General features: G+C 59.8%; 22 protein-coding genes. 12 read left to right on the plus strand and 10 right to left on the minus strand.

Translation table 11 applies throughout. From position 1 onward, the window contains the following. Nucleotides 1–14 precede the first annotated feature (14 nt). The 3 genes from KGA88_RS04140 to KGA88_RS04150 are packed head-to-tail and all read left to right on the plus strand — an operon-like array spanning nucleotide 15 to nucleotide 1,982. Nucleotides 15–443, plus strand: a complete 429-nt coding sequence (locus tag KGA88_RS04140) for a hypothetical protein (protein ID WP_110659025.1) — start codon at nucleotides 15–17, stop codon at nucleotides 441–443. A gap of 2 nt (nucleotides 444–445) precedes the next feature. Next, entirely contained in the window at nucleotides 446–1,057 is a 612-nt protein-coding gene (locus KGA88_RS04145; protein WP_223589156.1) for a superoxide dismutase, read from the plus strand. Nucleotides 1,058–1,088: 31 nt separating this feature from the next. Further along, entirely contained in the window at nucleotides 1,089–1,982 is an 894-nt protein-coding gene (locus KGA88_RS04150) for a ZIP family metal transporter (RefSeq protein ID WP_110659029.1), read from the plus strand. A gap of 198 nt (nucleotides 1,983–2,180) precedes the next feature. Here KGA88_RS04150 and KGA88_RS04155 read toward each other — a convergent pair whose 3' ends face one another. The 10 genes from KGA88_RS04155 to KGA88_RS04200 all read right to left on the minus strand — a co-directional run bounded on the left by KGA88_RS04155 (nucleotide 2,181) and on the right by KGA88_RS04200 (nucleotide 9,266). Next, nucleotides 2,181–2,453, minus strand: a complete 273-nt coding sequence (locus KGA88_RS04155; RefSeq protein ID WP_046040042.1) for an HPr family phosphocarrier protein — start codon at nucleotides 2,451–2,453, stop codon at nucleotides 2,181–2,183. 15 nt (nucleotides 2,454–2,468) lie between these two features. Then, nucleotides 2,469–3,326, minus strand: a complete 858-nt coding sequence (gene rapZ / locus KGA88_RS04160) for an RNase adapter RapZ (RefSeq protein WP_110659031.1) — start codon at nucleotides 3,324–3,326, stop codon at nucleotides 2,469–2,471. Between the two features lie 2 nt (nucleotides 3,327–3,328). Next, nucleotides 3,329–3,793 (minus strand): PTS IIA-like nitrogen regulatory protein PtsN, encoded by a 465-nt coding sequence (gene ptsN, locus KGA88_RS04165; RefSeq protein ID WP_110659033.1) that lies wholly within the window; start codon nucleotides 3,791–3,793, stop codon nucleotides 3,329–3,331. Nucleotides 3,794–3,805: 12 nt separating this feature from the next. Continuing rightward, nucleotides 3,806–4,114, minus strand: a complete 309-nt coding sequence (gene hpf / locus KGA88_RS04170) for a ribosome hibernation-promoting factor, HPF/YfiA family (RefSeq protein ID WP_007941242.1) — start codon at nucleotides 4,112–4,114, stop codon at nucleotides 3,806–3,808. A 74-nt stretch (nucleotides 4,115–4,188) separates the two neighbouring features. Next, a complete protein-coding gene (locus KGA88_RS04175) occupies nucleotides 4,189–5,682 on the minus strand; it encodes an RNA polymerase factor sigma-54 (protein ID WP_223589159.1) in 1,494 nt (497 codons plus the stop codon). 245 nt (nucleotides 5,683–5,927) lie between these two features. Next, nucleotides 5,928–6,653 (minus strand): LPS export ABC transporter ATP-binding protein, encoded by a 726-nt coding sequence (gene lptB / locus KGA88_RS04180; protein ID WP_103394162.1) that lies wholly within the window; start codon nucleotides 6,651–6,653, stop codon nucleotides 5,928–5,930. Continuing rightward, nucleotides 6,653–7,201 (minus strand): lipopolysaccharide transport periplasmic protein LptA, encoded by a 549-nt coding sequence (gene lptA / locus KGA88_RS04185; protein ID WP_110659036.1) that lies wholly within the window; start codon nucleotides 7,199–7,201, stop codon nucleotides 6,653–6,655. Before lptA ends, lptB begins: the two co-directional genes overlap by 1 nt. Further along, nucleotides 7,188–7,760, minus strand: coding sequence for an LPS export ABC transporter periplasmic protein LptC (gene lptC, locus KGA88_RS04190; RefSeq protein ID WP_110659038.1), 573 nt, complete (start codon nucleotides 7,758–7,760; stop codon nucleotides 7,188–7,190). The genes lptA and lptC overlap by 14 nt, the downstream gene beginning before the upstream one ends. A 7-nt stretch (nucleotides 7,761–7,767) precedes the next feature. Further along, nucleotides 7,768–8,292, minus strand: coding sequence for a KdsC family phosphatase (locus tag KGA88_RS04195; RefSeq protein ID WP_223589161.1), 525 nt, complete (start codon nucleotides 8,290–8,292; stop codon nucleotides 7,768–7,770). Continuing rightward, nucleotides 8,292–9,266 carry a KpsF/GutQ family sugar-phosphate isomerase gene (locus KGA88_RS04200; RefSeq protein ID WP_110659042.1) on the minus strand — a complete coding sequence of 325 codons (975 nt, stop codon included), beginning with the start codon at nucleotides 9,264–9,266 and terminating at the stop codon, nucleotides 8,292–8,294. Before KGA88_RS04200 ends, KGA88_RS04195 begins: the two co-directional genes overlap by 1 nt. 276 nt (nucleotides 9,267–9,542) lie before the next feature. Here KGA88_RS04200 and KGA88_RS04205 point away from each other — a divergent pair, with 276 nt between their 5' ends. From KGA88_RS04205 to hisD, 9 genes are all read left to right on the plus strand, one after another. After that, complete coding sequence (locus tag KGA88_RS04205; RefSeq protein WP_110659044.1) at nucleotides 9,543–10,352, plus strand: ATP-binding cassette domain-containing protein; 810 nt, start codon at nucleotides 9,543–9,545, stop codon at nucleotides 10,350–10,352. Beyond that, nucleotides 10,352–11,149 carry a lipid asymmetry maintenance ABC transporter permease subunit MlaE gene (gene mlaE / locus KGA88_RS04210; RefSeq protein WP_110659046.1) on the plus strand — a complete coding sequence of 266 codons (798 nt, stop codon included), beginning with the start codon at nucleotides 10,352–10,354 and terminating at the stop codon, nucleotides 11,147–11,149. Before KGA88_RS04205 ends, mlaE begins: the two co-directional genes overlap by 1 nt. Then, nucleotides 11,149–11,616, plus strand: a complete 468-nt coding sequence (gene mlaD / locus KGA88_RS04215; protein WP_110659048.1) for an outer membrane lipid asymmetry maintenance protein MlaD — start codon at nucleotides 11,149–11,151, stop codon at nucleotides 11,614–11,616. Before mlaE ends, mlaD begins: the two co-directional genes overlap by 1 nt. An 11-nt stretch (nucleotides 11,617–11,627) precedes the next feature. Beyond that, entirely contained in the window at nucleotides 11,628–12,281 is a 654-nt protein-coding gene (locus KGA88_RS04220; protein ID WP_110659050.1) for a phospholipid-binding protein MlaC, read from the plus strand. Beyond that, nucleotides 12,278–12,583, plus strand: coding sequence for a lipid asymmetry maintenance protein MlaB (locus KGA88_RS04225; protein ID WP_223589163.1), 306 nt, complete (start codon nucleotides 12,278–12,280; stop codon nucleotides 12,581–12,583). The genes KGA88_RS04220 and KGA88_RS04225 overlap by 4 nt, the downstream gene beginning before the upstream one ends. Before the next feature lie 114 nt (nucleotides 12,584–12,697). Continuing rightward, nucleotides 12,698–12,937, plus strand: a complete 240-nt coding sequence (locus KGA88_RS04230; protein WP_007912386.1) for a BolA family protein — start codon at nucleotides 12,698–12,700, stop codon at nucleotides 12,935–12,937. 22 nt (nucleotides 12,938–12,959) lie between these two features. Continuing rightward, nucleotides 12,960–14,225 carry a UDP-N-acetylglucosamine 1-carboxyvinyltransferase gene (gene murA / locus KGA88_RS04235; protein WP_110659054.1) on the plus strand — a complete coding sequence of 422 codons (1,266 nt, stop codon included), beginning with the start codon at nucleotides 12,960–12,962 and terminating at the stop codon, nucleotides 14,223–14,225. A gap of 127 nt (nucleotides 14,226–14,352) precedes the next feature. Then, entirely contained in the window at nucleotides 14,353–14,988 is a 636-nt protein-coding gene (gene hisG / locus KGA88_RS04240; protein WP_007970278.1) for an ATP phosphoribosyltransferase, read from the plus strand. 125 nt (nucleotides 14,989–15,113) lie between these two features. Beyond that, on the plus strand, nucleotides 15,114–16,439 hold the full coding sequence (gene hisD / locus KGA88_RS04245) for a histidinol dehydrogenase (RefSeq protein WP_223589166.1): 1,326 nt from the start codon (nucleotides 15,114–15,116) through the stop codon (nucleotides 16,437–16,439).

Below are 16,439 nucleotides of genomic sequence, written 5' to 3' on the forward strand. Positions count from 1 at the left end.
TTTGGAGGTGCACCATGGAGCACTGGAAACGCACGATCGAAAGAGCCAATCGCTTTTTCATGCTGGGCGAACTGGTCGATGCCCGCGAGGCGTACCTGCAGGCATTGGCCCTGGCCCAGGTGTTGTTCGAGCGCTGGGCGGATGCCGACGAAGCGGTGGCGGCCTGCGTGATTTCCCATCACAACCTGGCGGACCTGCACTTGCGTCTGAACCAGCCGGAGGAGAGCGCCGAATACCTGTGCGCCGTCCATCAACGGCTGTTGCAGACCATGCAGGACCCACGACTGCCGCAGGCCTTGCGTGAAGCCGCGTTGCGCCAGAGCAGCAAGACCTACGTCGAGCTGCTGAATTTCATCAGTGAACACGGCGAATATCCTCGCACCCACCGACTGTTGCACATCGATGTCGCTTCGCCTGCGCCTCATCATCATGGAGTCCATTGAACATGGCTTTTACCTTGCCTGCCTTGCCGTACGCCTACGACGCCCTGGAACCGCACATCGATGCGCAGACCATGGAAATCCACTACACCAAGCACCACCAGACCTACATCAACAACCTCAACGCGGCCGTCGAGGGCACCGAGTATGCCGAGTGGCCGGTGGAGAAACTGGTGTCCGCCGTTCAGCAACTGCCGGAAAAGCTGCGCGCGGCGGTGATCAACCAAGGGGGCGGCCACGCCAACCATTCGTTGTTCTGGGAAGTCATGGCGCCCGGCGGCGGTGGCAAACCCGAAGGGGCGCTGGCCAAGGCTATCGATGAGCAATTGGGTGGTCTCGACAGCTTCAAGGAAGCGTTCACCAAGGCTGCACTGACCCGCTTCGGCAGTGGCTGGGCCTGGCTGAGCGTGACCCCGCAAAAGACCCTGGTGGTGGAAAGCAGCGGAAACCAGGACAGCCCGTTAATGAACGGCAATACACCGATTCTGGGCCTCGACGTCTGGGAGCACGCCTATTACCTGCGCTATCAGAACCGTCGTCCGGAATACATCAGCGCGTTCTACAACGTGATCAATTGGCCGGAAGTCGCTGCGCGCTATCAGGCCACACTGGTTTAAGTCATCTGTAAAAACAATCCAAGGCTGGGCTATGGGCACTGAAACACTGGCGATCGGAAGTGGGCGGATGTTTCGTTACGCGTTTGGATCGCTGTTACTGCTGGCGGGAATGAGCCTATTGGTTGCCCATGGTCTGGCATGGCTCGACCTTGAGCCGAAGTTGCTGCGTGCATTGCAGGGCGGTGCGATCTGCGCCCTGGGTACCGCGCTCGGTGCGGTACCGGTATTGGTGATTCGGCGCATGCCGCAGATGCTCAGCGACACTTTGCTGGGTTTTGGCGCTGGCGTGATGCTTGCGGCAACGGCATTTTCGTTGATCGTTCCGGGCATTGCTGCCGCCGAAGGGCTTGGCTTGTCACCCTGGGCGTCCAGCGGGCTGATCAGCTTCGGCATCATGCTCGGCGCGTTCGGGTTGTTCCTTGTGGACCGGAAGGTCTCCGGTGCCAGCCCGGAAATGCTGGTCGGTACCCTGGAGCGGCCGGTCATTCCTCCGCGCATCTGGCTGTTTGTGTTTGCGATCATTGCCCACAACATCCCCGAAGGCATGGCGGTCGGCGTTTCCGCCGGTGGCGGCATGGCTGATGCCGACAGCCTGGCGATGGGTATTGCCCTGCAGGATGTGCCGGAAGGATTGGTGATCGCGTTGGTGCTGGCTGGGGCAGGGATGTCCCGGGTCAAGGCGTTCCTGATCGGTGCCGCATCAGGGTTGGTCGAACCGGTGTTCGCGCTATTGTGCGCCTGGCTGGTGAGTCTGGCAGAGTTGCTGCTGCCTTTGGGCCTGGCGCTGGCGGCGGGGGCGATGTTGCTGGTGGTGACTCACGAAGTGATTCCCGAGTCGCGTCGCAATGGTCACGACAAGCTTGCCAGCCTTGGGTTGCTGATGGGGTTTTGTTTGATGATGGTGATGGATACGGCGCTGGCGTGATTTGTGGTGTTGCTTTGTGGGGAGGGGCTCTTGTGGCGAGGGGGCTTGTCGGAACGCCGCATCGCCCCGTTCGGCTGCGCAGCAGTCGTAAAAATCAGCAAACGCGGTGTATCTGGTGCATTGCGATGACCCGGTTTGGGGCCGCTTCGCGACCCAACGGGGGCAAGCCCCCTCGCCACAAAAGCTCCCTCGGCGGGATTACTCGCCTTCGTCAAAGAAGTTGTTGATCAACGCCACCAGCGCATTCAGCGCTTCCTGTTCCTGCTCGCCTTCTGTGCTCAAGTGGATCGTGGTGCCTTTGCCGGCGGCCAGCATCATCATCGCCATGATGCTTTTGCCATCGACCATCGATTCCGGCGTGCGACCGGCGCGGATCTGGCATGGGAACTGACCCGCTACCCCAACGAATTTTGCAGAAGCGCGGGCATGCAGGCCCAGCTTGTTGATGATTTCGATTTCCAGAGCAGGCATCGCGGTGTGAATCCTTTAGCTGAGGTCGCGGTGGCGAACCTGGACGTTCTTCAGTGATTTTTGCAGCACCTGTCCCAGACGCTCGGTCAGATAGACGGAGCGGTGATGTCCGCCAGTGCAGCCAATGGCAATGGTGACGTAGGCGCGGTTGCTGGCGGCAAAACGAGGCAGCCACTTTAGCAGGTATGTGGAAATGTCCTGGAACATCTCTTCGACATCCGGCTGTGCCGCCAGATACTCGGCAACCGGTAGATCGAGCCCGGACTGCTCGCGCAATTCCGGCTTCCAGTAAGGGTTGGGCAGGCAGCGCACATCGAACACCAGGTCGGCGTCCACCGGCATCCCACGCTTGAACCCGAAGGACTCCACCAGGAACGCAGTGCCGGGTTCTGGCTGATTCAACAGGCGCAGCTTGATGGCGTCGCGCAGTTGGTACAGGTTCAGGCTGGTGGTGTTGATCTTGAGATCGGCGAGGTCGGCAATCGGCCCGAGCAGGGCGCTCTCGACGCTGATGGCTTCGGCCAGCGAGCGGTTGGCGTTGGTCAGGGGGTGACGTCGGCGGGTTTCCGAGAAGCGCTTGAGCAGGGTTTCTTCGTCGGCGTCCAGATACAGGACATCGCACTGGATGTGGCGGCTGCGGACTTCCTCGAGCAGGTCGGGGAAGCGTGACAGGTGGCTGGGCAGGTTGCGGGCGTCAATGGAAACGGCGACCAACGGCTGCAATAGCTCGGTATGAATCAACGCTCGTTCGGCCAGTTCCGGGAGCAGGCCGGCAGGCAGATTGTCGATGCAGTAGTAGCCGTTGTCCTCAAGAACGTTGAGGGCGGTACTTTTACCTGAGCCGGAACGGCCACTGACGATGATCAAGCGCATGATTACTGACCGTTTTGCTCGTCCAGGACAACCTGATACAGGGCTTCGTTGCTTGTAGCACTACGCAGTTTTTCGCGAACTTCCTTGCGGTCGAGCATGCTGGCGATCTGTCGCAGCAGCTCAAGGTGCGCATCGGTGGCGGCTTCCGGGACCAGCAGTACGAACAGCAGGTCAACCGGTGCGCCGTCGATGGCGTCGAAATCGATAGGGGCGTCCAGGTGCATCAGTGCACTGATGGGCGAAACACAACCCTTGAGACGGCAATGTGGAATAGCGATGCCGTTGCCAAAACCGGTGGAACCGAGTTTTTCACGGGCAATCAGAGCCTCGAAGACATCTTGCATCTCCAGAGCCGGCACTTCGCGGGCGATCAGATTGGCAATTTGTTCGAGGGCTTTCTTTTTACTGCCACCCGGCACGTTCACCAGGGAACGGCCGGGGGTCAGGATACTTTCAAGTCGGATCATGGGTTGGGAGTGTTAACGACCGGTTGCGCCCTGAAGGAGGCTCTGGGTCTTTTCCTTATGCTTTTTGAGTTGTTTATCCAGCTTGTCGGTGAGTGCGTCGATCGCCGCGTACATATCAGTATGTTCCGCGTTTGCGACCACTTCATTCCCGGGAATATGCAGCGTGGCTTCGATTTTCTGCTTCAGCTTTTCGACGGTCATCGTGACCTGTACGTTAGTGATCTTGTCGAAATGTCGCTCCAATCGTTCGAGTTTTTCGCCGATGTAGGTGCGAAGAGGTTCGGTCACTTCCAGTTGGTGTCCACTGATGTTGACTTGCATACAGCTTCTCCTTCGTTGCCAGTGCATAAAGCGGTAGATCAGATGATCTACCACTGGAACGCTGTGGCGTGGCCCTACATCAACCGCTTACGTTCGCTCGAAGGCGCGATCCCCAAAGATTCGCGGTACTTGGCGACGGTGCGGCGAGCCACCTGAATGCCTTGTGCCTCCAGTAAACCAGCGATCTTGCTGTCACTCAACGGCTTTTTCTGATTTTCCGCGGCAACCAGTTTTTTGATGATCGCGCGGATCGCCGTGGACGAGCATTCGCCGCCTTCGGAGGTGCTGACATGGCTGGAGAAAAAGTATTTCAGTTCATATATTCCCCGGGGGGTGTGCATGAACTTCTGGGTGGTCACCCGTGAAATCGTCGACTCATGCATGCCGACCGCTTCGGCGATGTCATGCAGGACCAGCGGCTTCATGGCTTCGTCGCCATATTCGAGGAATCCGCGCTGATGCTCGACGATCTGGGTGGCAACCTTCATCAGGGTTTCATTGCGGCTTTGCAGGCTCTTGATGAACCAGCGGGCCTCCTGCAACTGATTGCGCATGAAGGTGTTGTCGGCGCTGGTGTCGGCGCGGCGCACGAAACCGGCATACTGGGCGTTGACCCGCAGCCGTGGCACCGACTCCTGATTCAGCTCCACCAGCCAGCGCTCGTTGTCCTTGCGCACGATAACGTCAGGAACGACGTACTCGGCTTCGGTGGACTCGATCTGCGAGCCCGGGCGCGGGTTGAGGCTCTGGACCAGCTCGATGACCTGGCGCAGCTCGTCTTCCTTGAGCTTCATGCGGCGCATCAACTGGCTGTAGTCGCGGCTGCCAAGCAGGTCGATGTAATCGGTGACCAGGCGCTTGGCCTCGGCCAGCCAAGAGGTCTTGGCGGGTAGCTGGCGCAATTGCAGCAGCAGGCATTCGCCCAGGTTGCGGGCGCCGATGCCGGCGGGCTCGAATTGCTGGATGCGGTGCAGGACGGCTTCGATTTCGTCCAGTTCGATGTCCAGTTCCGGGTCGAAGGCTTCGAGGATTTCCTCGAGGGTTTCGTCCAGGTAGCCCTGATTGTTGATGCAGTCGATCAGGGTCACGGCGATCAGGCGATCGGTGTCGGACATCGGTGCCAGGTTCAGTTGCCACAGCAAGTGGCTTTGCAGGCTTTCACCGGCAGAGGTGCGGGTGGTGAAGTCCCACTCGTCATCGTCATTGCTGGGCAGGCTGCTGGCGCTGGTCTGGTAAACGTCTTCCCACGCGGTGTCGACGGGGAGTTCGTTGGGGATGCGCTCGTTCCAGTCACCCTCATCGAGGCTGTCAACCGTCGGGGCGGTTTCCTGGTAGGAGGGTTCCTGGATGTCGGTGTTGGGTTTTTGTTCGGCGTTGTCGGCCATGGGGTCGGAATTGTCGAAGTCGTCGCCTTCTTCCTGGCGTTCGAGCATCGGATTGGACTCCAGGGCCTCCTGGATTTCCTGTTGCAGGTCCAGGGTCGACAATTGGAGCAGGCGGATGGCCTGTTGCAGCTGCGGTGTCATCGTCAGCTGCTGGCCCATTCTCAAGACTAGCGATGGTTTCATGGCAGGGGCTTAACACCTTATTCGCCGGCGCACATGCGCCATCCACTACAGGGCGCCGGGGCGCCAAACTTAAGCAAATTATATGCCCGAAACTGAAGGGTTTGCCTAGACCGCTGTAACAATAAAAAACTATTAAATTGTGTTGCCGCGCTGCCCTTTTTGAGGGCTGAACACGCTTGTTCGCATGAAACGCTGGCGTATCGCGGATCACGTGCCCAGGCGACTGCCTGGGCACGACTCAGCGTTTACAGGCGGAACTCATGGCCCAGGTACACTTCCTTGACCAGTTGGTTGGCCAGGATGGTCTCGGCATCGCCTTCGGCGATCAGTTGACCGTCATTGACGATATAGGCGGTTTCACAGATATCCAGGGTTTCACGAACGTTGTGGTCCGTGATCAGCACGCCAATGCCTTTGGCCTTGAGGTGGTGAATGATCTGCTTGATGTCTCCGACCGAAATCGGGTCCACGCCGGCGAAGGGTTCGTCGAGGAGGATGAATTTCGGGTTGGTGGCCAGGGCGCGGGCGATTTCCACGCGACGGCGCTCACCACCGGACAGGCTCATGCCGAGGTTGTCGCGGATGTGGCTGATGTGGAATTCCTGCAGCAGGCTTTCCAGCTCTTTGCGCCGACCGGCCTTGTCGAGTTCCTTGCGGGTCTCGAGGATGGCCATGATGTTGTCGGCCACCGACAGTTTGCGGAAGATCGATGCTTCTTGCGGCAGGTAGCCAATGCCGGCTTTTGCACGGCCGTGCATCGGCTGGTGGCTGACGTCCAGGTCATCGATCAGGACGCGGCCCTGATCGGCCTGCACCAGGCCGACGATCATGTAGAAGCAGGTGGTCTTGCCGGCGCCGTTAGGGCCAAGCAGGCCGACGATCTGACCGCTGTCGATGGACAGGCTGACATCACGCACGACCTGGCGGCTCTTGTAGCTCTTGGCCAGATGCTGAGCTTTCAGAGTTGCCATTACTGGGCCTTTTTCTCGTCGGTTTTCTTCTTCGGCTGGATCACCATGTCGATGCGCGGACGCGACTCGGTCACCTTGCTGCCGGTGGCACGCCCGGCGCTGGCCAGCTTCTTGACTGTGTCGTAGACGATTTTCTCGCCCTGGGTGACGTTGTTGTCCTTGTCGACAACTTTTGCCTTGTCAATCAGCACGACCCGGTTTTGTGCCGCGTGATACTGGATGGTCACGCCCCAGCCCTGGACGGGTTTGGGATCGCCAGCGGTTTGCAGTTGCTCGAAGTACGCCAGGTTGCCTACCGAGGTCACTACATCGATGTCACCGGTCGGCGTGCGGGTGATGGTGACGGTGTTGCCGGTCACCTTCATTGAGCCTTGGGTGATGATCACGTCACCCTTATAGGTTGCAATACCTTGCTTGTCGTCCAGTTGGGCATCGTCGGCCTGAATGCGGATAGGCTGCTGTTGATCTTCCGGCAGAGCCCAGGCGCTCACGCTTCCCAGTGCTGCGCCCAGACTGAGCAAAATCGGGAGGGTTTTAACGAGCCTCATACTGTCCTCTTACGTTCGATAGCAGGTGTATCCTGCTTTCTTTCAAATACGCTTTCATTCCCTTGCCAGTCGATACACCGCCAGCGCCGTCGATTCTAACGTCTTGCTCTGTCTGCGCATATTGCTGCTGCGGGAACACGGTCATGCGGGTGCTGGTGATCAGGGTCTTGCGGTTTTTCTCGTCGAAGCGCGTGATGCGTACGTCATCGATCAGTTCGACCTGGGTGCCGTCGGGGTTGACCTCACCGCGCAAGCTCTGGACGTGCCACGGGAATTCAGTGCCGCGGAACACGTTCAGGTCAGGGTTGGTCAGCAGTGTCACCTCGGTCGCTTTCAGATGCTCGACCTTGTCGGACACCAGGTCATATTGCAGCTTGCCGTCCGGCAGGTACTGCACGCTGTGGGCGTTGATGGCGTAATAGTCGATCATGCTTTCATCGACCGGCGTTACCGGCTTGTCGAGAAAACGTTCCGGGCTGATGTTCCAGTAGCCAGCCGCGGCAAATATAGCCGCGATGCAAGTGAACATCAGGGTGTTGCGAAATTTTTTGCTCAGCATAGTGGGCTCACAGGTACGCCGCATTGGCCGCGTCGAGGCGGTCCTGGGCGCGCAGGATCAATTCGCAGAATTCGCGAGCGGCACCTTCGCCGCCACGGGCGAGGGTGATGCCGTGAGCGTGTTTACGCACGAAACTGGCGGCATTGGCCACCGCCATGCCCAGGCCGACGCGGCGAATCACCGGCAGGTCCGGAAGGTCGTCGCCGAGGTAGGCCACCTGTTCGTAGCTCAGGTTGAGTTGCGCCAACAGCTCGTCGAGCACCACCAGTTTGTCTTCGCGCCCCTGATACAGATGCGGGATACCGAGGTTTTTGGCGCGCCGCTCGACCACCGGGGTCTTGCGGCCACTGATGATGGCGGTCTGCACGCCGGCGGCCATCAGCATCTTGATGCCCTGGCCATCGAGGGTGTTGAACGTCTTGAATTCGCTGCCGTCTTCGAGGAAGTACAGGCGGCCATCGGTCAACACGCCATCGACATCGAACACCGCCAGCTTGATCTGTTTGCCGCGTTGCAGCAGGTCCGCACTCATTACATTACTCCTGCACGCAGCAAGTCGTGCATGTTCAGGGCGCCGACCGGGCGGTCTTCGCTGTCGACCACGACCAATGCGCTGATTTTATGGTCTTCCATGATTTTCAGCGCTTCGGCGGCGAGCATCTCGGCGCGTGCGGTCTTGCCATGGGCCGTCATGACCTGGTCGATGATGGCGCTGTGGATATCGATGCTGCGGTCCAGTGTGCGGCGCAAATCACCGTCAGTGAAGATTCCGGCCAGTTTGCCGTCGGCTTCCAGAATGACGGTCATGCCCAGGCCCTTGCGGGTCATTTCCATCAGGGCATCCTTGAGCAGGGTGCCGCGCTGGACCTGCGGCAGTTCCTGGCCTGCGTGCATGACATTTTCCACTTTCAGTAGCAGGCGTCGACCCAGGGCGCCGCCTGGATGGGAAAAGGCGAAGTCTTCGGCGGTAAAGCCGCGGGCTTCCAGCAGCGCGACTGCCAGGGCGTCGCCCATGACCAGTGCGGCGGTGGTCGACGAGGTCGGTGCCAGGTTCAGCGGGCAGGCTTCGTGCTCGACGTGAACATTGAGGTTGACCTCGGCGGCCTTGGCCAGCGGCGAGCCAGGGTTGCCGGTCATGCTGATCAGCTGAATGCCCAGGCGCTTGATCAGTGGCAGCAGGGTCACGATTTCATTGGTGGAACCGGAGTTCGAGAGCGCCAGAATGATGTCGTCGCGGGTAATCATGCCCATGTCACCGTGGCTGGCTTCAGCCGGGTGCACAAAAAAGGCCGTGGTGCCGGTGCTGGCCAGGGTGGCGGCAATCTTGTTGCCGATGTGCCCCGACTTGCCCATGCCGACCACGACCACGCGGCCTTTGCTGGCCAGAATCATCTCGCAAGCGCGTACGAAATCTGCGTCGATTTGGGGTAGCAGGCCTTGTACGGCTTCTACCTCGAGGCGGATGGTGCGTTGTGCAGATTGAATCAGGTCGCTGGATTGGCTCATGTCAGAAATCGTATAGCCTGATGAAAAGGCGGCGATTATAGCGGTTATGATCGAATCCCTCACGCAAGTTCGTCGCGCATTGTCACTCCTTGTTACCCGAAACCTTCTAAATGGGGCTTTTAACCGGTTATGCAGTTGCACATGACTCGGCTTTGGCCTTGGGCGCGCAGCCTTTGCAGTGATATAGTTCGCCGCCAGTTCGGCCTGCCCGGGAGGTATGTGCTTTCGTCAGAAAGCCAGGCGTCCGAGTGAGAGGCTGCATCGCAAGGAGTTTAGATGAGTGCCGATAACGCCTACGCGGTCGAGCTGAAGGGACTGTCCTTCAAGCGCGGTGCGCGCAGCATTTTCAATAATGTCGATATCCGTATCCCGCGTGGCAAGGTCACCGGCATCATGGGGCCTTCCGGGTGCGGCAAGACCACGCTTTTGCGTTTGATGGGTGCCCAATTGCGCCCCACCAAGGGCGAAGTCTGGGTCAACGGCCAGAACCTGCCAAAGCTGTCGCGCAGTGACCTGTTCGATGCGCGCAAGCATATGGGCGTGCTGTTTCAGAGCGGCGCACTGTTTACCGACCTCGATGTCTTCGAGAACGTCGCTTTTCCGCTGCGGGTTCACACGCAACTGCCGGAAGAAATGATCCGCGACATCGTCCTGCTCAAGCTGCAGGCCGTGGGTTTGCGCGGTGCCATCGATCTGATGCCCGACGAGCTTTCCGGCGGCATGAAGCGCCGAGTTGCGCTGGCCCGGGCGATTGCGCTCGATCCACAGATCCTCATGTACGACGAGCCCTTTGTCGGCCAGGACCCCATCGCCATGGGCGTCCTGGTGCGCCTGATTCGTTTGCTCAACGATGCGCTGGGCATCACCAGCATCGTGGTGTCCCACGATCTGGCCGAGACCGCGAGCATTGCCGATTACATTTATGTGGTGGGCGATGGCCAGGTGTTGGGGCAGGGGACCCCGGACGAGCTGATGAACTCGGATGAACCGCGCATTCGGCAGTTCATGACGGGTGAACCCGATGGCCCGGTTCCGTACCACTTTCCAGCGACGGATTACCGCGCAGATCTTCTGGGGAAGCGCTGATGCGCAGAATTTCATTGATAGAACGCGTGCGCCGCTTCGGCCAGGCCGGCATCGATGTGCTGGCGGTGTTCGGGCGTTCGGCCCTGTTCCTGTTCCATGCCTTGCTCGGTCGGGGCGGTATCGGTGGCGGCTTCGGGCTGCTGGTCAAGCAGTTGCATTCGGTGGGCGTGATGTCCCTGGTGATCATCGTGGTCTCCGGGGTGTTCATCGGCATGGTGCTGGCGCTGCAGGGCTTCAACATTCTTTCCAGCTATGGTTCGGAGCAGGCTGTCGGGCAGATGGTTGCGCTGACACTGCTGCGTGAGCTGGGGCCGGTGGTGACCGCCTTGCTGTTCGCCGGGCGCGCAGGTTCGGCGTTGACCGCCGAAATCGGCAACATGAAGTCCACCGAGCAGTTGTCCAGCCTGGAGATGATCGGGGTCGACCCGCTCAAGTACATCATCGCGCCACGCTTGTGGGCCGGTTTCATTTCCTTGCCGGTGCTGGCGATGATTTTCAGCGTGGTGGGTATCTGGGGCGGCTCGTGGGTAGCTGTCGACTGGCTGGGGGTCTATGAAGGTTCCTACTGGTCGAACATGCAGAACAGCGTGACGTTCTCCGAGGATGTGCTCAACGGGATCATCAAAAGTATCGTATTTGCCTTTGTCGTGACCTGGATCGCCGTATTCCAGGGCTATGACTGCGAACCCACTTCCGAGGGGATCAGTCGTGCCACCACCAAGACCGTTGTATATGCCTCGTTGGCAGTACTCGGCCTGGACTTTATTCTGACCGCCTTGATGTTTGGAGATTTCTGATGCAAAACCGCACCCTGGAAATCGGTGTCGGCCTTTTCTTGCTGGCTGGCATCCTGGCTTTGCTCTTGTTGGCGTTGCGGGTCAGTGGCCTGTCCCCGAGCCCGAGCACCGACACCTATAAACTTTACGCCTACTTTGACAATATCGCCGGTTTGACTGTCAGAGCAAAGGTGACCATGGCCGGTGTGACCATCGGCAAGGTCACGGCTATCGATCTGGATCGCGACAGTTTTACCGGTCGGGTGACCATGCAGCTGGAAAAACGCATCGATAATCTGCCGGCGGACTCAACTGCATCTATCCTGACCGCTGGCCTGTTGGGCGAGAAGTACATCGGTATCAGTGTGGGCGGGGAAGACGCCCTGCTCAAGGATGGTGGAACCATCCATGACACGCAGTCATCGCTGGTGCTCGAGGACCTGATCGGTAAATTCCTGCTCAATACCGTTAGCAAAGACGCCAAATGAGGAGCGTATAAATGATCTCTACCTTGCGACGTGGCCTGTTGGTACTGCTCGCGGCACTGCCGCTGGTGTCCCATGCCGTAGCGGCGCCCTCGGCGCACGATCTGGTGCAGGACACAACCAATCGTATGCTCGCGGACCTGGCTGCAAACAAAGAGAAGTACAAGCAGGACCCGCAGGACTTCTATACGGCACTGAACACCATCGTCGGTCCTGTCGTGGACGCCGAAGGTATTTCCAAGAGCATCATGACCGTCAAGTACTCGCGCAAAGCCACGCCTGCGCAAATGAAGACCTTTGAGGAAAACTTCAAGAAGGGTCTGTTCCAGTTCTATGGCAATGCCTTGCTGGAGTACAACAACCAGGGCATCACGGTTGAGCCGGCCAAAGACGAGTCGGGCGACCGTACCAGCGTTGGCATGGTCGTCAAGGGTAGCAGCGGCGCGATCTATCCAGTGTCGTACACGCTTGAAAAGATCAATGGCGAGTGGAAGCTGCGTAACGTCATCATCAATGGCATCAACATTGGCAAGCTGTTCCGCGATCAGTTCGCTGACGCCATGCAGCGCAATGGCAACGACCTGGACAAGACCATCAATGGTTGGGCCGGGGAAGTCGCCAAGGCCAAGGAAGCCACTGACCAGAAACCAGGGCAGTCAGCCCAATGAGTGAGTCGGCAGTCCGGATGGACGAAGCGGGCGAGCTGCGACTCAGCGGCGTGCTGGATTACCGTACCGGCCCTGGCCTGCGCGAGCAGGGCAAGGCGCTGATCAAGGCCAGCAAGGCCGCGGCGCTGGTGGTCGATTGCTCGGCGGTGACCAAGTCCAGCAGTGTCGGTTTGTCGTTACTGCTGTGTTTCATCCGCGATGCTCAGGCGGCCGGCAAGGCGCTGAGTGTCCGTGGAATGCCGGAAGACATGCGTGAAATCGCTCAGGTCAGCGAGATGACCGAGCTGTTGGCGCATCCCTAACCCGCATCTATAAAGAAGCCCCCCGTCTGAGTCCTGCTTGGCGGGGTTCGCAGGCGCGGGGCTTTTTTGTATGATGTCCGACCCGCGCGCACAGGGCGCCGATTGAGGTTGAGCATGCAGGCCGTAGAAGTGAAGAGCTTCCTAGAAGGAAAGCTGCCCGGAACGTTGGTAGAAGTCGAGGGCGAAGGCTGCAATTTCCAGCTGAACGTGATTAGCGATGAACTGGCGGCGTTGAGCCCGGTGAAGCGTCAGCAGCAGATCTATGCCCATTTGAACCCATGGATCACCGATGGCAGCATCCATGCGGTCACTATGAAATTTTTCAGCAGCGCGGCCTGGGCCGAGCGCACCTGAGCCCAAGGGCGTCGAGATTCTTATGGATAAATTGATTATTACTGGCGGTGCTCGTCTTGACGGCGAAATCCGCATCTCCGGGGCAAAGAACTCTGCCCTGCCGATCCTGGCGGCCACGCTGCTGTGCGATGGTCCCGTGACCGTTGCCAACCTGCCGCACCTGCACGACATCACCACCATGATCGAACTGTTCGGTCGTATGGGTATCGAGCCGGTGATCGACGAGAAACTGGCCGTCGAAATCGATCCGCGCACCATCAAGACCCTGATCGCTCCGTACGAACTGGTTAAAACCATGCGTGCATCGATCCTGGTACTGGGCCCGATGGTTGCCCGTTTCGGTGAAGCCGAAGTCGCACTGCCTGGCGGTTGCGCCATCGGCTCGCGTCCGGTTGACCTGCACATCCGCGGCCTGGAAGCCATGGGCGCGGTCATCGACGTCGAAGGCGGCTACATCAAGGCCAAGGCGCCTGAAGGCGGCCTGCGCGGTGCGCACTTCTTCTTCGATACCGTCAGCGTGACCGGTACCGAAAACATCATGATGGCCGCAGCATTGGCCAAGGGCCGCAGCGTCCTGGCCAACGCCGCTCGCGAACCTGAAGTCGTCGATCTGGCGAACTTCCTGAACGCCATGGGCGCCAAGGTCTCCGGTGCCGGTACCGATACCATCACCATCGATGGCGTCGAGCGTCTGCACACCACCACTTACAAAGTGATGCCCGACCGCATTGAAACCGGCACCTACCTGGTGGCGGCGGCGGTGACCGGTGGCCGTGTGAAGGTCAAGGATACCGATCCGACCATCCTCGAAGCCGTCCTGGAAAAGCTCCGCGAGTCCGGTGCCGAAATCACCACCGGCGAAGACTGGATCGAGCTCAACATGCATGGCAAGCGGCCGAAAGCCGTTAACGTGCGGACCGCTCCGTACCCGGCGTTCCCGACCGACATGCAAGCGCAGTTCATCTCCCTCAACGCCATTGCCGAAGGCACGGGCGCTGTGATCGAGACGATCTTCGAAAACCGCTTCATGCACGTCTACGAGCTGCACCGCATGGGCGCCAAGATCCAGGTCGAAGGCAACACCGCGATCGTCACCGGTACCGAAAAGCTCAAGGGCGCGCCAGTGATGGCAACCGACCTGCGTGCTTCGGCCAGCCTGGTGATCTCGGCCCTGATCGCCGAAGGCGACACGCTGATCGATCGCATCTACCACATAGATCGTGGCTACGAGTGCATCGAAGAAAAACTGCAGATGCTGGGCGCCAAGATCCGTCGCGTTCCGGGCTAGTACCGCTGCATGGGCACAGGGAAGTGCCCGTTGAATTGTTGTAAGTCGAGCCGGTTTTCGGCTCGACGCGTGTCTGGCGCCGATTGCGACCGGGCATAAGATTCCTGATTAAGGGCTGACGTTTCCCATGCTGACTATCGCACTGTCCAAGGGCCGCATCCTTGACGACACCTTGCCGCTTCTGGCTGAAGCGGGCATCGTGCCGACCGAGAATCCGGACAAGAGCCGCAAGCTGATCATTCCCACGACTCAGGACGATGTCCGTCTGCTGATCGTGCGTGCCACCGATGTACCGACCTATGTCGAACATGGTGCTGCCGACCTCGGCGTCGCCGGCAAGGATGTGCTGATGGAATACGGCGGCCAGGGCCTGTACGAGCCGCTGGACCTGCAAATTGCCCAGTGCAAGCTGATGACCGCCGGTAAAGTCGGCGCCGTCGAGCCCAAGGGCCGTCTGCGCATCGCTACCAAGTTCGTCAATGTTGCCAAGCGCTACTACGCCGAGCAGGGCCGTCAGGTTGACATCATCAAGCTCTACGGTTCGATGGAGCTGGCGCCGCTGATCGGCCTGGCGGACAAGATCATCGACGTGGTCGACACCGGTAACACGCTGCGGGCCAACGGCCTGGAGCCACAGGATTTCATCGCGGCCATCAGCTCCCGTCTGATCGTCAACAAGGCTTCGATGAAAATGCAGCACGCCCGTATCCAGGCGTTGATCGACACCCTGCGCAAGGCAGTGGAGTCTCGACACCGCGGCTGATTCACCTGCGCGACGCTAAGTCGCGCCCGTCTATCCGCCTCATAGCCAGAATTCTCAGGTGCCCAAGCGGATGGAGTGCTAGCTTCGGGCGCCTGAGTTTTTGCCATTCCTATGAGGCTCTCGCTATGACCGCACCGACTGCAATTCGCCGACTCAACGCTGCTGACCCGGATTTCGCGCATCATCTGGATCATCTGTTGAGCTGGGAAAGTGTGTCTGACGACTCGGTCAATCAGCGGGTGCTGGACATCATCAAGGCCGTGCGTGAGCGTGGCGACGCGGCACTGGTGGACTTCACCCGCCAGTTCGATGGGCTGGACGTGAAGTCCATGGCCGACCTGATCCTGCCGCGCGAGCGTCTGGAACTGGCGCTCACCCGCATCTCCGTGCCTCAGCGCGAAGCCCTGGAGGTTGCCGCCGCTCGTGTGCGCAGCTACCACGAAAAACAGAAGCAGGACTCCTGGAGCTACACCGAGGCCGACGGCACGGTGCTGGGTCAGAAAGTCACGCCGCTGGACCGCGCCGGTCTATACGTACCGGGCGGCAAGGCGTCGTACCCTTCGTCGGTGTTGATGAACGCGATTCCGGCCAAGGTCGCCGGCGTCACCGAAGTGGTCATGGTCGTTCCGACCCCGCGCGGTGAAATCAACGAGCTGGTGTTGGCCGCTGCCTGCATCGCCGGCGTCGACCGCGTATTCACCATCGGTGGCGCTCAAGCCGTTGCCGCATTGGCTTACGGCACCGAGAGCGTGCCGAAGGTCGACAAGGTCGTCGGTCCGGGCAACATCTATGTCGCCACTGCCAAGCGCCACGTATTTGGCCAGGTCGGCATCGACATGATCGCCGGTCCTTCCGAGATCCTCGTGGTGTGCGACGGCCAGACCGATCCGGACTGGATCGCCATGGACCTGTTCTCCCAGGCCGAACACGACGAAGACGCCCAGGCCATTCTGGTCAGCCCCGACGCCGAGTTCCTCGACAAGGTCGCCGCCAGCATCACCAAGCTGATGCCGACCATGGAGCGTGCCGCGATCATCGAAACCTCGATCAATGGCCGAGGTGCGTTGATCAAGGTGCGCGACATGGCGCAGGCCATCGAAGTGGCCAACCGCATCGCGCCGGAGCACCTCGAGTTGTCGGTTGCCGATCCGCAAGCCTGGCTGCCGCAGATCCGCCACGCCGGCGCGATCTTCATGGGTCGCCACACGTCCGAAGCCCTGGGTGATTACTGCGCAGGCCCGAACCACGTGTTGCCGACCTCTGGCACTGCGCGCTTCTCTTCGCCGCTGGGTGTGTACGACTTCCAGAAGCGCTCGTCGATCATCTTCTGTTCCGAGCAGGGCGCTTCCGAGTTGGGCAAGACCGCTTCCGTGCTGGCCCGTGGCGAGTCGCTGACCGCCCACGCCCGTAGTGCCGAATATCGCATCGTTGACGACAAGCAGGGGAACTGA

The organism is Pseudomonas sp. A-R-19, assembly GCF_019956575.1.
In the GTDB taxonomy this organism is placed as follows: Bacteria; Pseudomonadota; Gammaproteobacteria; order Pseudomonadales; family Pseudomonadaceae; genus Aquipseudomonas.

What these genes read in the sequence shown, in the direction of transcription:
- KGA88_RS04140 (WP_110659025.1), top strand. Translation starts at nt 15, where the DNA reads ATGGAGCACTGGAAACGCACGATCGAAAGAGCCAATCGCTTTTTCATG.
- KGA88_RS04145 (WP_223589156.1), top strand. Translation starts at nt 446, where the DNA reads ATGGCTTTTACCTTGCCTGCCTTGCCGTACGCCTACGACGCCCTGGAA.
- KGA88_RS04150 (WP_110659029.1), top strand. Translation starts at nt 1,089, where the DNA reads ATGGGCACTGAAACACTGGCGATCGGAAGTGGGCGGATGTTTCGTTAC.
- KGA88_RS04155 (WP_046040042.1), bottom strand. Translation starts at nt 2,453, where the DNA reads ATGCCTGCTCTGGAAATCGAAATCATCAACAAGCTGGGCCTGCATGCC.
- rapZ (WP_110659031.1), bottom strand. Translation starts at nt 3,326, where the DNA reads ATGCGCTTGATCATCGTCAGTGGCCGTTCCGGCTCAGGTAAAAGTACC.
- ptsN (WP_110659033.1), bottom strand. Translation starts at nt 3,793, where the DNA reads ATGATCCGACTTGAAAGTATCCTGACCCCCGGCCGTTCCCTGGTGAAC.
- hpf (WP_007941242.1), bottom strand. Translation starts at nt 4,114, where the DNA reads ATGCAAGTCAACATCAGTGGACACCAACTGGAAGTGACCGAACCTCTT.
- KGA88_RS04175 (WP_223589159.1), bottom strand. Translation starts at nt 5,682, where the DNA reads ATGAAACCATCGCTAGTCTTGAGAATGGGCCAGCAGCTGACGATGACA.
- lptB (WP_103394162.1), bottom strand. Translation starts at nt 6,653, where the DNA reads ATGGCAACTCTGAAAGCTCAGCATCTGGCCAAGAGCTACAAGAGCCGC.
- lptA (WP_110659036.1), bottom strand. Translation starts at nt 7,201, where the DNA reads ATGAGGCTCGTTAAAACCCTCCCGATTTTGCTCAGTCTGGGCGCAGCA.
- lptC (WP_110659038.1), bottom strand. Translation starts at nt 7,760, where the DNA reads ATGCTGAGCAAAAAATTTCGCAACACCCTGATGTTCACTTGCATCGCG.
- KGA88_RS04195 (WP_223589161.1), bottom strand. Translation starts at nt 8,292, where the DNA reads ATGAGTGCGGACCTGCTGCAACGCGGCAAACAGATCAAGCTGGCGGTG.
- KGA88_RS04200 (WP_110659042.1), bottom strand. Translation starts at nt 9,266, where the DNA reads ATGAGCCAATCCAGCGACCTGATTCAATCTGCACAACGCACCATCCGC.
- KGA88_RS04205 (WP_110659044.1), top strand. Translation starts at nt 9,543, where the DNA reads ATGAGTGCCGATAACGCCTACGCGGTCGAGCTGAAGGGACTGTCCTTC.
- mlaE (WP_110659046.1), top strand. Translation starts at nt 10,352, where the DNA reads ATGCGCAGAATTTCATTGATAGAACGCGTGCGCCGCTTCGGCCAGGCC.
- mlaD (WP_110659048.1), top strand. Translation starts at nt 11,149, where the DNA reads ATGCAAAACCGCACCCTGGAAATCGGTGTCGGCCTTTTCTTGCTGGCT.
- KGA88_RS04220 (WP_110659050.1), top strand. Translation starts at nt 11,628, where the DNA reads ATGATCTCTACCTTGCGACGTGGCCTGTTGGTACTGCTCGCGGCACTG.
- KGA88_RS04225 (WP_223589163.1), top strand. Translation starts at nt 12,278, where the DNA reads ATGAGTGAGTCGGCAGTCCGGATGGACGAAGCGGGCGAGCTGCGACTC.
- KGA88_RS04230 (WP_007912386.1), top strand. Translation starts at nt 12,698, where the DNA reads ATGCAGGCCGTAGAAGTGAAGAGCTTCCTAGAAGGAAAGCTGCCCGGA.
- murA (WP_110659054.1), top strand. Translation starts at nt 12,960, where the DNA reads ATGGATAAATTGATTATTACTGGCGGTGCTCGTCTTGACGGCGAAATC.
- hisG (WP_007970278.1), top strand. Translation starts at nt 14,353, where the DNA reads ATGCTGACTATCGCACTGTCCAAGGGCCGCATCCTTGACGACACCTTG.
- hisD (WP_223589166.1), top strand. Translation starts at nt 15,114, where the DNA reads ATGACCGCACCGACTGCAATTCGCCGACTCAACGCTGCTGACCCGGAT.